This is a genomic window from Latilactobacillus sp. VITA-14 (assembly GCF_046580785.1).
GTDB lineage: Bacteria > Bacillota > Bacilli > Lactobacillales > Lactobacillaceae > Latilactobacillus > Latilactobacillus curvatus.
Genome location: NZ_JBJKTM010000016.1, coordinates 24,409 through 39,355 on the forward strand (window position 1 = coordinate 24,409; position 14,947 = coordinate 39,355).

Sequence of the window (14,947 nt, forward strand, 5' to 3'; positions counted from 1 at the left end):
TAAAAATAATCTGCTAGAATCAAATTTAACTTATTCAAAGGATGTGACTGGCATTGAAAATCGCATGCTAATTTTCTGACAACTCGATTGGTACGAACTGTTCATGCACGTGCGTGGACCGTTTATTTCCGATTGCCGTTAGAGATTGCTTGCGTTAATTTTCAGGTCAGTTACCTAAAGACTTGTTAAAAGACGCTGTTATTGCGTCTTTTTTTGTGCATTTTTAACGACAACTGGGCCAATCTCATTCAATCAATGAGGTGATAATTCATGGGCACAATTCAATTCAAAGCACTCACATTTAACTATTCAGATCAAACACAACCGTTGTTCGATCACGTCACGCTTCAATTCGACGCCAGTTGGAAACTCGGTTTAATCGGGCGCAATGGTCGCGGTAAAACAACGTTATTAAAATTACTTCAACACCAACTACCATTTGATGGCCAGTTGGTTACCAATCTCGATTTTCAATATTTCCCACAGACTGTTACAGAACCTACGCAACTCACACGCGATATTCTAATGCAGCTAGGTAACCTCGACAATTCAACCTTCTGGCAAGTCGAGCGGGAACTGCGGCTCCTACAAGTCGCATCCGAAATCGTCTGGCAACCATTCGATTCATTAAGTCCTGGTGAACAAACCAAAATGTTACTCGCCTTACTATTCATCGACGACTATCATTTTCAACTGATCGACGAACCAACCAATCACTTGGATCAAGAAGGCCGCCAAGTCGTTGCCAATTATTTACGCCAAAAAGCCGGCTTCATCGTCGTCAGCCATGACCGCCACTTTTTAAACCAAGTGATCGACCATGTCCTAGCGATTAATCGTGCCGACATCACCGTTCACCAAGGCAACTACCAAACTTGGCAAACCGCCCACGACCAACAAGCTGCTTATAAGCAACAACAGAATCAACAACTCAAGGGCGATATCAAGCGGCTGACAAAAACGGCACAACAAAAAGCGCAGTGGTCCCACGAAGCTGAAAAAGGGAAAAACGCCGCCAGTGTCAAAACTGAAAGTGCCAATCTCGATAAAGGCTTCATTGGTCATCGCGCCGCTAAGGTTATGAAACGGGCGACGACAATTGCCAACCGCGCGGAAGAAGCAATCAAAACAAAACAACAACTTTTTAAAAACGTTGAAATTGCTGCACCACTGACCATCAATCAGCGACCCCTCAAACCCGGTCAAAATGTGCTTAGTGTTGATGAACTTGTCTTACAACAAGACGGCGTCATCCTTAATCAACCACTCTCATTCACCTTAGAAGCTGGTCAACAGGTCGCCTTAACTGGGATTAGTGGCGCAGGTAAATCAACACTGATTGAGGCGTTACTTGCATTACCCGCAACTGACCACATTGCCAGCGGTAGTCTGCACCTTAATCCGCACTTAACCCTCTCGTATCTTCCACAAGATTTCGATCAACTGAGCGGCTCACTGGCCGACTTCGCTGCTGCGAAACAGGTTGATCACGAACAACTGCTAAGCATGTTACGCAAACTGGGTTTTGACCGCGATTTATTTACCCACCGTCTAGAAACGATGAGCATGGGACAAAAACGTAAAGCTGCACTGGTATGTTCGCTCTGTGAAGAGGCTGACTGTTACCTCTGGGATGAACCATTGAATTACCTCGACGTCATCACGCGTGAACAAGTTCAAACTCTAATTGCCGAGCAACGCCCAACCCTCCTATTTATCGAGCATGATGTTGACTTCGTTAACGCCATCGCCACCCAAACCTACGCACTTCAACCACAACACTAATACGTATTATTTGTATACCGTGTCACGTTGTACCCGCGCACGTTGAAGTATGTCGTTGGCGACTCATCATCAAAAAAGACCGGGTTCATATCGTTAAGTCGCGTTTCGGTATTGGTTAACGTTTGTTCCGGCAGCGCTTAATTTTCACGGAGCCGATTCGAAGCAGCCTGCAAATCTTCCGTACTAATGATTTGATAGGCACTGCCGTTAAGCCACGCCGTTTTACCTAGCAATTGGCTGCTGACAATTTCACCACTACTTTGATGATAGTTGCGAATCAACTGCTTCACTTGGTCGGCTGTAAAATCAGTGCTAATTTTCTGACCAAGCTTAGTCATTAAGTCACCAATGTTCATCAAATATTTTGACTTTTGAATTTTTTGCGCAACCTGTTTCAAAACTTCTTGTTGCCGCAATTGCCGCCCATAGTCCCCGCGCGGATCTTGATAACGCATCCGACTATAAGCAAGCGCCTGATCACCATTGAGATGATGGTGGCCTTGTGGAATCACTTGTCCATTCAAATTAACGTCAATCACCGTATCGATGGTAATCCCCCCGACAAAATCAACCAATTCTTTGAGTGCGCCCATATCGACCGTCACCGAGTAGTCAATCGGGAGCCCTAAAAACTGACTGACTGTTTTTTTCGCCATCTTAGCCTTGCCAATTTCATAAGCCGCATTAATTTTCTGAATATTACCGCCGTGGTCATCTGCCATCTCTGCCAATGAATCACGCGGAATAGAGTAGACCACCGTTGCTTCTTACGCCGGGTTAAGTGCAACCATCATCGAATCCGACAGACCACAATCAACGCGCCCATCCGCGCCTGTGACAACGCCTAATAATAGGAACGAGATTGGCTTTCGCTGATCAATTTGTTTTGAAATTCGACTAGACCCGGTTTTAATCGCATCAACAGCTTTATCCTCTTGATGCAAATAAAAACCTAGCGCCGCCAGACTAATCACAACAATACTACTGATTACAATCACGATACTGATCTTTTTCACAGTCAATTCCCCTTTGTTTAAACGCCCACCGCATCCTTTTTTAGATATGAACCAATAAATGCTGTCCCCCTTTTGAATCGTTCGATTCTGGCGGACAGCATTTCATTTTAACCTTTGCTTTAACCGACGTAAGCCAACTAGCATGACCGGCGCTAAGTGCGACCGATTAAGCCATCGTAGCCACCGGGATGTGCCGGTTGGTAAACCACGTTCTAAATTGATCAATTGCGTCTGAATGAATTGTCGCTCAGGAACAGTCAGTGTGCGCTGATCAAAAACAATTAACATTCTAAAAAAGGTCCGCACATACTGCTTTAAAAATCGTGTGTAAGCTGCGCGATCCACTTCTGCAATTCCAGCCACTAATTGCGTCTCAATGATGTGCAGAGCTGTTAAGTTAACTGAGAACCACTGCGGCTTTAGGGTACTCGTAGCCGCCTCAGCATGCCCTATCTCGTAAACATATAAAAACGCTGCCCGATGCCTAACAACTCGGCAATGTTGTAAATACTGCAAGTTGAAAATTAAATCCTCACCGATACGCAGCGATTCATCGAACCGCAATGCTTCAGCTTCAATAATCGCTCTTCGATACAATTTATTACATGATTGAAAGAAGACATTTTGATAATAGTAGTCTAAAAAAGCCCTTTTGCCGTCTTGTATTGATAGTCACCATCTTCAGTCAAACCAAAAGCAGAATCCGTTCCGCCGGCTCTTTCGATTTTAGTTCTGAATACCACCCAATCTACCGACTGACCGACGACTGGTTCAAATAATTGGGCACTGTTAACCAAGAAGTCATCGGCATTCTCAGCGTCAAGTTAAGCCCATAAACTAATCAGTCATAAAAAGGCTGCATCAAAATTACTTTTGATGCAGCCTCTGGTTCAAGCATAGACTAACTACGCTTTGTTTGTTATTAATCTAATTTCCGTTCCAACTCACTAACGATTTCAGTATGTTTTGCTTCCGTTAATTTAATCTTAGCCATGAAGATTAACGCTGAAATAACCAATAACGCCATTGGAATGAAGAACATGTACATTTTGAATTGCAACAACCCCGCGTTAGTGATATCGCTTGGTTTCGCATTTCCAGTCATGCCAGCGTGAATCGCAGCCGTCACAACGACGCCGTTTGCAAAAGCCCCGGCTAGTTTATCCAATAAAGGTCGCACTGCCAATGTTACAGATTCATTCCGTGTACCACTTTTCAATTGTCCGTATTCAACACTATCGGTAATCGTCATCAAAGCAGCCAAAAAGACCAGTGGATATGGGAAGAAGAATAAGCCGACCGCAGTTAAGACTACGACCAAGTTACTTCCAGCAAACAAGAAGAGGATATAACCAAGCATCATCATTGCGATTCCGCCAAGATAGATTGCCCGGCGATGAATTAAAGCAACCAATGTTGGGAACAACGCAACTGACACAATCCCTAAGATGGCAGTAATCACACCAACCGTTGAGAACGCTGCGGCGCGGCCCATGACATATCTAAAATAATATAAAAGCAGTGAGTTCGTAATCACATAACTAAAGGCAAATAAGAAATATGAAAGAGATAACCACATTAATTGGTCATTTTTACCAATCACACTGAAAACGTCACGTAACCGAACCTTTTCAGTATTTTCCCGAATAGCACTCTTTTCTTCTTTGGTTCCTAAGATGGTCGCTAAAGCGCCTAAGAATGAAACAAGGCCAATGACAACGGCAAAACCGAACCACCCGGCACTGGTTTGTTCACTCCCATGACTCCCAGAAAATAGTTGCGAGAAGAAAACCACCATTGGCACGATCACGATAATGACCCCTTGTGCACCTAAAGTGGATCCGAAACGCGCAATCGCTCCAAATTTTGTCCGCTTTTCAGAATCAACACTCAGCGCTGGCAACATTGACCAGAACGAGATGTCTTTAAACGAGTAGAAGATATCTAAAGTGACGAAAACGATTGCAAAAAGAACTAAGTAAAGATAAGGGCTACTTGTCGCAAGCCCTCCAAAGTTGGTAAAAATCATGGCCAAGCCAACAGAGCTAATAATTGACCCCGCCAGTAACCACGGTTTAAATTTCCCCCAACGCGTCCGTGTATTATCAACCACTCCACCAATCAATGGATCGAAGGCAATTTCAACAATCCGAATGACCATCATTGTATAAGTGACATACGCAATCATTTTTGAATTAAAGCCTGCATTTTTGGTATCGAATAATTGACTCGTGACGAACATCATAAAATAAGTGCTAAGTGTTGCATAAAAGGCGTCATGCCCAAAGGCCCCAAAAGCGTAAGAACTATACTGTTTAACATCTTTTAGTTTTTTCATTTCTTTAGATTCCTTTCGATAGTTTCTTCATTGTAAACATGCTTTCATCAAGCACAACCCTCGGGTTATCCCGCTTGATGACGCACTCTAGTGATAGCGATGTTCGATAATTTTTTCCAAAATCGCTTGGCGTTGCTTTTCTTTGGCTGAGCCGAATTGGTTTTCTTCCAATGAATTAAAATCGTTGGCGAGTAAAACTGATTCTAGATATAACGTCAATTGACGCTTGATATAAACCTTATTGTCTTCATTCGTTTGCTTGGGATTCCCAGCGATAATTGCTGCAGCAAATTGGTCTGGATCGATAATAATTTTGTTGTCGTTCATCCTAGTCGCTTCTTTCTCTTTTAGTTAGTAAACGTTTACTATTTACACCATACAAATAAATCAATCTGTACAAGAACTATCCTGTAAACGCATTCTTTTAGATTACAATCTTATTTTACTAAACTTTTAGTAAAATGTAAACGGTTATTTAAAAACGTTACCTCTTGTTGATTTACCCAAAATAAAAAGGCTACTCCTACGAGCAACCTTTTTATCAATTCATTTATTTAGTCTGAAATTTAAATTTTGTCCACGGTTGAAGCATTTCTAATAAATCTAATTCCTCCGGTTTAATTCGTCCCACTTTATTTTTGCGGCTATCTTGATGCGGTTCAAGGACAATCTGAACCTCATTTTTATAAATCCCAAACTGATCATTACCTATCACAATATCACCAATTTGGAACGTTTCCTCCGAATCATGTGGCGCGTTAGGCGTTGTTTTATAAATCACACGAGATTGTGTTGAACGAGCGACTAATGCATTACTATCCCCTCTTCTGAAGTGTTGCATTCCAAACAATATTTCCCTTTCAACCGGTGCAATATCTGGCATCAACTCTGGTGTAAAAGCTAATTGATAACGATTAACCGCTGCTAAACTTTGCAATTCTGCCTCACTCGCGTAAGCATTACCGATAATGACATCATCAATCAACCCCGTTGCAAATAGCCATTTAGCTTGAGATTCAATTGGTAAATAACGGTCCTTCTCAAGTGTTGGTAAACCATCATTTACATTCCATGGTCCCTGATCACCGTTTTGACTTGCAACAAATGCGGCAGTGTGAATACCATGCTTTTTAAATCGCTCACTACATGCAAGAAAGAACGGGACTGTTAACCCAGTTCCCACTTGTGGATAAAAATTATGACATCCAAAAATGTATGGTTCGTTTGCTTGATAACTTAAAATGTTATCCAAATAGGCAACATTATTACTCATATTCAACTCAATAATTAAATGATATGGATTATAACTAATAAGGGCTTCTGTACTCCCATCAAATCCTTGATCTAGTCGGATCCCATCAACACCTAATTCAGCAAAAAAACCGAGTTCCTGATAGCTAATCCCTAATTGATCAAAAATACGTGGTGAAATATCAATCATTGTTTGATAACCCAAATCTTTCGCAACTTGGATAATATGTTGATATTTTGCTTTCGTTTCTGCAATATCACCAACCTCTAACATACTCATGAATAGACGAGAAAAACCATATTGGCATCCTAATTTTAAATACGCTTCGTCTTCTTGTGGAATGCTGTGATCAGGATAAATGGATAAACCTAGTTGCCGAAAAGTCATTTGAAATCCTCCAGGATAAAATTCTTTACACCAGCCGCATTACTGCCCTCAAGTGTTACAAATTGAACCGTGCTCTTTTGAGCCACTTGTTCCTCTACATGGTGCTTTAATAATTGATTATGCGTCAAAACTGAGCCGGTTAAAGCGATTTTGATTGGTTTATCAGTTAAAAAACGCTCCTGCATTAATTGAATTTGTTGCGCTAACTGATTAGCACATACCTCAATTACACTTTTAAACTGTTCATTATTTTGACCTTGTTCCGCTAATATTCGAGCTTGTGCAGCAATTTGCTGCCGTGACATTTGATAAAAATCACTAATCGCTTCCGTTGGTGATACATAATTCAAAGCCGTTAGGATTAACGTTGTCATCGGTCCAGTTTCTAACTGCTGATTCAATTCCTGTGTCATCTGTTGATAGCAACGTTTGACAATGTCATATGCACCACCTTCATCGCCTAATAGATGCCCCCAGCCACCAATCCGATATCGTTTTGGACCTTCTTGTCCTAAGACAATTGAACCCGTTCCTGCAATCACTAATATGCCGGAATTGTACCCAAATCCTTTCAACATTGCTAAATCAGCATCTGAAATTATTCTTACAGGTATTGAGAATCGGTTCAGTAAATATGCTTCTATTGCTGTTTGATTATTTGCACTCTGACTACCTGCAACGCCCGCTAAAATCAATTGGCATTCATGCACTTTATTTTGATTAAGTAACGTTTCAATAACTGTTTCTAAATTAACAAAAGTCTGTTCGTAGTTTAATAAGCTATTACCTGGTCCAGCACTTGCTGTTCCTAGTAACGTCCCATCCTCTGCCCAAGCCTCTGCTTCCACATGGGTGCCACCACTATCTATCCCAATTCGATATTGCATAATAAGTATCTCCTTTCAGAGCTTGACTAATTTCATGAATACGGATACATTATAACCAGACGGAAATTTTATTTCAACTTTTTATATAATTTGAATTTATATTTCAGAACAAAGGTGGTCCTTACTATCGCACTAATGACTCTTAAATATAACGACACGATACTTGATAATCAAACAACAATCACGATTATGCTACCAGATAAAATTACCGGACCATTGCAATCGCTCTATGTCCTTCATGGGCTAGGTGATGACGGTAGTGCTTGGCAACGAAAAACTTACCTTGAAACATTAGTTGCCGATTATCAGGTAGCGGCTATCATCCCTTCTCTTCCTCGTAGTTGGTACATTGATCAACCAGATGGACAAGCTTGTTTCTCATTTTTGACGCATAGTTTGCCTACCTACCTCAGCCAACTATTACCATTATCTCCGGAACCCCAAGATCATTTCATTATGGGTAATTCTATGGGCGGCTTTGGAACCCTCAAATGGCTCAACACATATCCTGATTTTTTTCAAGCTGCAGTCGTCCTATCTCCCCTAGTTGACTTGGAAATCGTACCATCATTGATGCCGGATTATCGTCATGTTTTCTTAGATGAACCTTTAACTAATTATCAATTAACAAAACCATTTAAGTTAACTCAAACACCTATTTATTGGACGATTGGGACTGATGACTTTTTATTTCAACAAAATCAATATTTTCTAGACAAAGTATCTTTAAACCCCGCTAGTAAAGTTGTCTTTAGCCCAGGTCGACATGACTGGCTATTTTGGAACCAAGCACTAAACCAAGCACTCGCTTGGTTACCCTTAAAAAAATAATGGAGTGATTATAATGTATTCAACAACCGAACAACGTAATCCAGAAACACTTAAAATAGATCAGCTCGATACACTTGATGTCTTAAGCCTAATTAATCAACAAGATCAAAGTGTGCCCTACGCAATCAATCAGCCTGAATTATTGGAACAAATGAGTAAGATTGTCGTAGAAATGACCACTACCTTTAAAAATGGTGGGCGCATTTTTTATATCGGTGCTGGTACTAGTGGCCGTTTAGGTGTTCTAGATGCTGTTGAAATTGTACCAACTTATGGCGTTTCACCTGATCGTTTCGTCCCACTTATGGCTGGTGGTCAACAAGCAATGTACGAAGCTGTTGAAGGTGCAGAAGACAATGCTGATTTAGCTGTCCAGGATCTTAAAAACCAGCATTTCCAACCTGGTGACTTCTTAATTGGTATCGCTGCTAGCGGACGAACCCCCTACGTCATTGGTGGTTTAGATTACGCCCATTCTTTAGGTGTTAAAACAGCTTCAATTGCTTGCAATAAAGATGCACTCATTAGCCAGCATGCCGATTTACCACTTGAAATTATCGTTGGTCCAGAAGTCGTTACCGGTTCTACTCGAATGAAAGCAGGAACTGCTCAAAAGCTAGTGCTCAATATGCTTTCAACAACCACAATGATTAAATGTGGGAAAGTTTACGGCAATCTCATGGTAGACTTAAAACCAACAAATCAAAAATTAAAAATCCGTGCAAAGTCAATTATTCAAGAAGCAACAGGTACAACAGCTGCTGTTGCAGAAAAAGCATACTTCGAAGCACACGAATCTGCAAAAGTTGCAATTGTGATGCTGAGCGCAACTGTTGATTATCAATCAGCAGTTACTGCTTTAATAAACAATGATGACCGCGTAGCACTCGCTATCGCTGCACTCTTAAAGAAATGAGAGACAACTATGCCTATTATTGCCAAAATCAAGAAACATTACAGCCTTTTCTCAAGTGCTGAAAAAAAAGTCGCTAGCTATATCATGAATCAACCGGATTCCGTTCTACAGATGACTGTGCAGCAATTAGCTTCAGAATCTGAAACTAGCGCTGCCACCGTCATTCGACTCGGAAAAAAAATTAATGTGGATGGTTTTACACCCCTTAAAATTGAATTAGCTGCTGACTTAACACAAACCACAAATACTTTTCATCCAGATATTACAAAAGGCGAACAAGTTAATTCAATTAAAGACAAGCTCCTTTATAATGCTCAAACCTCATTGAATGAAACAGTTCTTCAACTCGATGACCAGCAATTACAAATGATTAGTAGAAAATTATCAAAGGTTAGAAATTTAATCGTTTTCGGGATTGGCGCCTCCTACTTAACTGCACTAAACATTGCTCAAAAATGGGGACGAATCGGGATTGCCGTCACACCATTTAATGATTTGGATGGTTTACTTCCCTTATTAGTAAACGCCAATCAGAATGATTTAATTTGGATCATTTCTAACTCTGGTGAGTCATCAGATGCCATTCAAGTTGGAAAAATTGCTAATCAAGTTGGCGTCCCCATTCTATCTCTTACTCAATCAGGGAATAATAGTGTTTCTAAATTAAGTACGATAGCTGTTCACACAAGTCAACCAATTGAGTTTCCAGATCGAATTGCCGCGACCAATTCCCTACTTGTGCAGTTTACTGTTGTTGATATTATTTTTTATGAATATGTCAGCCATAACTACGATCAAAGTATTGAACGACTCGGTAAATCAGCAGAAATTATCAAAACAACACAAAAGAAATCTCTGAAATAATATTTCATTATCTTTTTTTAATTTTATATATTGAAATATTATTTCTATATGCTAATATAATGGTAAGCGCTTTAAATAAAATCTTGGAGGTTTAACCATGGAAAAATTTATGAAATGGGTTGAGGAAAAACTCGTCCCGCCTATGGCTAAAGTCGGTACACAACGACATTTATTAGCCATTAGAAATGGGGTTGTCTCAACTTTATCACTAATCTTAATTGGTAGTTTCTTCTTAATTTTTGTTAACATTCCGTATAAACCATTAGCCGATTTACTAACACCCTACGCTGCTACAATTGCTCTACCATTTAGAATGACGATGGGGTTAATGGCAATCTACGCAACCTTTGTAATGGGGTCTGACTTGGCAAAATCATATAAGTTAGACTCAACTACTGGTGGGATTTTATCCCTTGGTGCGTTCTTCATGCTACAAATGCCCGTTAACGTTCTTACACCTAAAGACAAACCACTCGGCTTCGTTTTACCAATGGGGAGCTTGGGTGCTAGTGGAATGTTTACTGGGATTTTAGCAATGATTTTTGCTGTAGAAGTTTATCGCTTCTTCTCCGTTCATAAAATTACAATCAAGATGCCTGAACAAGTTCCACCTGCTGTCGCACGTTCTTTCGAAGCACTTATTCCTGGCGCAACTATCTTAGTGACATTATGGATTATTCGCGACATTGCAGGCTTTGATGTAAATAATGCTTTACTCGCATTATTCAAACCAATCACCGGCGTACTTGGTAACAACTTGTTTGGTGCTTTACTCCCAATGTTCTTAATTCATATTCTATGGTCATTTGGGATTCACGGAATGAGTATTGTTGGTTCCGTTGTTCGCCCAATGTGGCTCATCATGCTCGACGATAATGCAAAAGCATTGGCAACGGGTACATCAGCAACGCATCTTCCTTACGTGACACCCGAACAATTCTACCAATGGACTGTTACAATTGGTGGTGCTGGCGCTACAATCGTTGTAGCTGCACTCTTCATCACAATTTGCAAATCAAAATTCCTGCGTGAAGTTGGACGATTCTCAATCATTCCTGGAATTTTCAATATTAACGAACCAATGATTTTCGGGGCACCCATTATTCTTAACCCATACCTCTTCATCCCATTCAATGTTGTACCACTTGTTTTAACAACCGTTTCATACACCGCAATTAAATTACATCTTGTGAATGGCTTTTCAACATTCCAAGCTTGGACATTACCCGCACCAATCGGTGGTTTCCTTAGTGCTGGGAATGACTGGCGGATTGTTGTTTTAATTGCCGTTAACCTTGTCATTGCAACTATCATTTACTACCCATTCATCAAGGCGTATGATAAAAAAATGGTTGCAGATGAATCTAAAGCAGCGGCAGAAGCTGCATAAAAGGAGAACTCAGCATGCTCTATTGGATTTTAATATTTTTAGGTTTTCTAATACTCTTAATTGGTTGCCAATACCTATTAAAATTTTTAAATCAGCACGGAATTTTAATTAACCGTTGGATTTGGGGCTTGCTCTCCTTTTTAATTTTAATTGTCCCACATGTTATTTGGTCACATATTCCAACTGGAATTGATGGTATTCTATACGCTTTATGTGCTGTTTTTGCCATTAATTTCATGATTGAACAACATGCTTATGTTCAGCAATTAAATCAATAATTATAGAAAAACCCCGCTCAGATGAGCGGGGCTTTTCTATATTATTTGGCTAAGACTATTATTTGATTATTATAACGTGCTTGATTATCAAACTGCATCAATACTTTAGTCGCTAGATCTTGCGTTGCAAAAACTAATCTTTCAACTGGCGTATTTGCCACGTTGTAAGCCACCATGTGTGAAAAATAAACAAACTGTAACATATTACTGTATGCCGAAACATCGCCTTGTTTCACAATTTTTTTAACGAAAAAATTAACGATATGATCGCCAAAACGAACATAACCTGGAATCGAAATCAGTTGTACGTTGGACTGTTTAGCAGCCCACACACGATTGGCCGCATTATCTGGCGCGTAAATGACCGTTGTCCCTGTCGTTTGGTCTGTTGGCTGCATTGTAATTAAAGCTGTTTTTGACATTAATGGATACTCCTCTTAAGTAATGATAAGGTCCATTGTACCAGAGATTACCGTTTATTTTAGTAATTCTAGAAAACGGTTCTGCCAAACGTTTTCGTAAAAGGCAATTGTCTGTTCAGCCGTCATATAGGCGTTGTCCGTTGTAGTTGAAAGACCAGCTACCATTTGAAGTTGGTAGCCCAAATGGTGGGCAACTTTAATCGTTGTATCGACGCAGTATTTGGTCTGGGCACCACAAATTTCAAGCGATTTGATTTGCATTTGGCTCAATAACGTTTGTAAGTTTGTCTGCCAAAATGAATCCGTATGCGTTTTTTGAACAAAGATTGCCGTTTTAGGTACATTCAATTCTGGCATTATCTACCAAGTCGACTGACCAGCAATCAAAGTCTTATCGTTATGTTGGACAAAGTTATGTTGGACAAAAATAATCGGGCGACTTTCCGCCTGATAGGCATCAATTCTGGCATTAACGCCTTTAATTAATTGATTAAGACGCGCAACAGGCTGCTCACTTTTGCAGACACCATTTTGGAGATCAATCACTAATAAACAATCGGCTAACTTCAGCATTAGTCCCCTCTTTCCTTTAAATCAAATCGAGTATATCATTATTTAACTAAACCTCATATTTTGTCTGACGATATTAAAAAGAAGAGATGCGGATTACCCCCACCTCTTCTTTTTCAATGTCTCCGATGTTTTTCCCGCTTCTTAATCTGGTGTTGCTGAAAACGGCTGTATTGTATGGCCTTCTTTTCGGCATGTTGTTCAGCCCTATTAGTTGCATGTTGTGCTTTACGTTGACGACTCATCCGAATCTTTTTATTGATACCAACGAATTGAATACCAATGATAACTGACTTGGCACCCTCAATCACTTGCATTTAAACAATTCCTTCACATGATTATCGCTCAATCCCCCACTTTCCCGCCAAAAGCGTTATACTATGGATAATAAATAAAAGGAGTGTTTTGACATGCAAAAACCAATTAAAGGGTCATGTACCACGGTCTTAGTCGGCAAAAAAGCTTCCATCGACGGTTCAACCATGATTTCTAGAAATGATGATGGCCACGAAGCTTTGGATCCACAACGCTTTGTTGTGGTCAATCCTGAAGACCAACCCCGGAATTATCAAGCGGTGATTAGCGGCGTTCAAATCCAATTACCTGACAACCCAATGCGCTATACCTCAATTCCTAACTCATTATTGACGAACGGGATTTGGCCAGCTGCTGGGATTAATAGTGAAAATATCGCGATGTCTGCCACAGAAACGATTACCACTAACCCCCGGATTCAAGGGCTTGATCCTTTTGTCCCTGGTGGCATCGGTGAAGAAGATATTGTGACATTAGTCTTGCCTTACATCCACAGTGCTCAAGAAGGGGTCGAACGTTTAGGCGCCCTCCTTGAAGAATTCGGCACATACGAACCAAACGGGATTGCCTTTTCTGACAAAGACAGTGTTTGGTGGCTTGAAACAATCGGTGGTCATCACTGGGCTGCTGTTCGTATCCCTGATGATGCATACGTGGTTGCCCCTAACCGGATGAACATCGATCATTTCGACTTTGATTCAGCCGACACGCTTTGCTCAGCTGATTTAAAAGCTTTAATTGATGATAACCACTTGAATCCAGACTTTGAAGGCTACAATCTCCGTCATATTTTCGGCAGTGCTTCAATCAAAGATACGGTTTATAACAACCCACGGACATGGTACGGTCAACAATACTTCAATCCTGAAATCAAACAAGATCCAATGGACCAAGATTTACCATTCATCTGCCATGCCAACCGCAAGATTTCAATCGAAGACGTCAAATTCGTCTTGAGCGCTCACTTTGAAAATACAGAATACGATCCTTACGGTAGCGCCCCTGAAGATGTTAAAACTCGTTTCCGGCCAATCGGAATTAACCGGAATCACAACGTGCATATTTTACAAGTGCGCAACAACGTGCCTGCTGAAATTGCCGGTATTCAATGGTTAGCATACGGTGCCAATACATTTAACACCGTCGTGCCATTCTACACGAATATCAACGACACACCAGAATCATACAAGAATGCCACAGGTACTTTTGACTTGAACAATATGTACTGGTTAAGTTGTACAACCGCCTTACTTGGCGATACAGATTACGACTTCTACGTTGATATGCGTAACATCTTCGAACTCGAAGCAATGAGTGCCTATCACGTAATCCAAAACGAAACCGACAAGGCCTTCGCTGATCAAAAAGACGTTGCAGCCTTCTTGGAAGCCGCTAATAACAAACTAGCTAGCGAATCACTTAAACGCCAAACAGCCCTACTTGGCCAAATGGTGATTTCAGGCTCAGAACACATGAAATTACGCTATAACTTGAACGACTAAACTAAAAAAGCTTCAAAACTTGGATAAACTAAGTTTTGAAGCTTTTTTGATTTGGCAAATTCTATAATTAATCCGAACAGAAATTAAAAAGCCCAAAGCAATCACTTACAATGGTAGTAACTAATTCCAACCAATATAGGGAGTGATTACTTTGGGTACATCTACTTTATCACGTTTTCAACGTGGCGCACTAG

Annotated in this window: 17 protein-coding genes and 1 pseudogene; 7 read left to right on the forward strand and 11 right to left on the reverse strand. The window is 40.5% G+C overall.

Annotated elements, in window-relative coordinates:
• The first annotated feature begins 270 nt into the window (after positions 1 to 270).
• A complete protein-coding gene (abc-f, locus tag ACF1X7_RS07470) occupies positions 271 to 1,785 on the forward strand; it encodes a ribosomal protection-like ABC-F family protein (RefSeq protein ID WP_411162620.1) in 1,515 nt (504 codons plus the stop codon).
• Positions 1,786 to 1,922: 137 nt separating this feature from the next.
• Here abc-f and ACF1X7_RS07475 read toward each other — a convergent pair whose 3' ends face one another.
• The 8 genes from ACF1X7_RS07475 to ACF1X7_RS07510 all read right to left on the reverse strand — a co-directional run bounded on the left by ACF1X7_RS07475 (position 1,923) and on the right by ACF1X7_RS07510 (position 7,665).
• Positions 1,923 to 2,543: an LCP family protein gene (locus ACF1X7_RS07475; RefSeq protein WP_237023227.1), complete on the reverse strand. Its 621-nt coding sequence runs from the start codon at positions 2,541 to 2,543 to the stop codon at positions 1,923 to 1,925.
• Between the two features lie 9 nt (positions 2,544 to 2,552).
• Positions 2,553 to 2,801: a hypothetical protein gene (locus ACF1X7_RS07480; protein ID WP_080752767.1), complete on the reverse strand. Its 249-nt coding sequence runs from the start codon at positions 2,799 to 2,801 to the stop codon at positions 2,553 to 2,555.
• Positions 2,802 to 2,903: 102 nt separating this feature from the next.
• On the reverse strand, positions 2,904 to 3,398 hold the full coding sequence (locus tag ACF1X7_RS07485; RefSeq protein ID WP_128486142.1) for a hypothetical protein: 495 nt from the start codon (positions 3,396 to 3,398) through the stop codon (positions 2,904 to 2,906).
• 41 nt (positions 3,399 to 3,439) lie between these two features.
• Positions 3,440 to 3,598 carry a hypothetical protein gene (locus ACF1X7_RS07490; protein ID WP_155275680.1) on the reverse strand — a complete coding sequence of 53 codons (159 nt, stop codon included), beginning with the start codon at positions 3,596 to 3,598 and terminating at the stop codon, positions 3,440 to 3,442.
• A gap of 125 nt (positions 3,599 to 3,723) precedes the next feature.
• Complete coding sequence (locus tag ACF1X7_RS07495) at positions 3,724 to 5,139, reverse strand: glycoside-pentoside-hexuronide (GPH):cation symporter (RefSeq protein WP_064776839.1); 1,416 nt, start codon at positions 5,137 to 5,139, stop codon at positions 3,724 to 3,726.
• A gap of 87 nt (positions 5,140 to 5,226) precedes the next feature.
• Complete coding sequence (locus ACF1X7_RS07500; RefSeq protein ID WP_004270537.1) at positions 5,227 to 5,466, reverse strand: hypothetical protein; 240 nt, start codon at positions 5,464 to 5,466, stop codon at positions 5,227 to 5,229.
• A 223-nt stretch (positions 5,467 to 5,689) separates the two neighbouring features.
• Positions 5,690 to 6,778, reverse strand: coding sequence for a DUF871 domain-containing protein (locus ACF1X7_RS07505; protein WP_039098699.1), 1,089 nt, complete (start codon positions 6,776 to 6,778; stop codon positions 5,690 to 5,692).
• Entirely contained in the window at positions 6,775 to 7,665 is an 891-nt protein-coding gene (locus ACF1X7_RS07510) for a BadF/BadG/BcrA/BcrD ATPase family protein (RefSeq protein ID WP_221276238.1), read from the reverse strand. The genes ACF1X7_RS07505 and ACF1X7_RS07510 overlap by 4 nt, the downstream gene beginning before the upstream one ends.
• A gap of 135 nt (positions 7,666 to 7,800) precedes the next feature.
• On the opposite strand from ACF1X7_RS07510, the gene ACF1X7_RS07515 reads away from it, so the two are divergent.
• The 5 genes from ACF1X7_RS07515 (at position 7,801) to ACF1X7_RS07535 (ending at position 11,944) form a co-directional block, all read left to right on the forward strand.
• The gene (locus tag ACF1X7_RS07515; RefSeq protein ID WP_052202709.1) at positions 7,801 to 8,496 is read left to right on the forward strand and encodes an alpha/beta hydrolase; all 696 of its coding nucleotides are present in this window, start codon (positions 7,801 to 7,803) and stop codon (positions 8,494 to 8,496) included.
• A 13-nt stretch (positions 8,497 to 8,509) separates the two neighbouring features.
• The gene (gene murQ, locus ACF1X7_RS07520) at positions 8,510 to 9,412 is read left to right on the forward strand and encodes an N-acetylmuramic acid 6-phosphate etherase (protein ID WP_052202710.1); all 903 of its coding nucleotides are present in this window, start codon (positions 8,510 to 8,512) and stop codon (positions 9,410 to 9,412) included.
• A 9-nt stretch (positions 9,413 to 9,421) separates the two neighbouring features.
• Complete coding sequence (locus tag ACF1X7_RS07525) at positions 9,422 to 10,276, forward strand: MurR/RpiR family transcriptional regulator (protein WP_052202711.1); 855 nt, start codon at positions 9,422 to 9,424, stop codon at positions 10,274 to 10,276.
• Between the two features lie 97 nt (positions 10,277 to 10,373).
• Positions 10,374 to 11,666 carry a PTS sugar transporter subunit IIC gene (locus ACF1X7_RS07530; RefSeq protein WP_039098700.1) on the forward strand — a complete coding sequence of 431 codons (1,293 nt, stop codon included), beginning with the start codon at positions 10,374 to 10,376 and terminating at the stop codon, positions 11,664 to 11,666.
• Between the two features lie 14 nt (positions 11,667 to 11,680).
• Positions 11,681 to 11,944: a hypothetical protein gene (locus ACF1X7_RS07535; protein ID WP_039098701.1), complete on the forward strand. Its 264-nt coding sequence runs from the start codon at positions 11,681 to 11,683 to the stop codon at positions 11,942 to 11,944.
• 41 nt (positions 11,945 to 11,985) lie between these two features.
• On the opposite strand, the gene ACF1X7_RS07540 is transcribed toward ACF1X7_RS07535, so the two are convergent.
• The 3 genes and pseudogenes from ACF1X7_RS07540 to ACF1X7_RS07550 form a co-directional block, all read right to left on the reverse strand.
• On the reverse strand, positions 11,986 to 12,366 hold the full coding sequence (locus ACF1X7_RS07540) for a hypothetical protein (protein ID WP_411162621.1): 381 nt from the start codon (positions 12,364 to 12,366) through the stop codon (positions 11,986 to 11,988).
• A 54-nt stretch (positions 12,367 to 12,420) separates the two neighbouring features.
• A pseudogene (locus ACF1X7_RS07545) lies at positions 12,421 to 12,939 on the reverse strand (cysteine hydrolase family protein).
• Between the two features lie 113 nt (positions 12,940 to 13,052).
• Positions 13,053 to 13,253, reverse strand: a complete 201-nt coding sequence (locus ACF1X7_RS07550; protein WP_039098702.1) for a hypothetical protein — start codon at positions 13,251 to 13,253, stop codon at positions 13,053 to 13,055.
• Positions 13,254 to 13,346: 93 nt separating this feature from the next.
• On the opposite strand from ACF1X7_RS07550, the gene ACF1X7_RS07555 reads away from it, so the two are divergent.
• Positions 13,347 to 14,753: a C69 family dipeptidase gene (locus ACF1X7_RS07555; protein WP_411162622.1), complete on the forward strand. Its 1,407-nt coding sequence runs from the start codon at positions 13,347 to 13,349 to the stop codon at positions 14,751 to 14,753.
• Positions 14,754 to 14,947 lie beyond the last annotated feature (194 nt).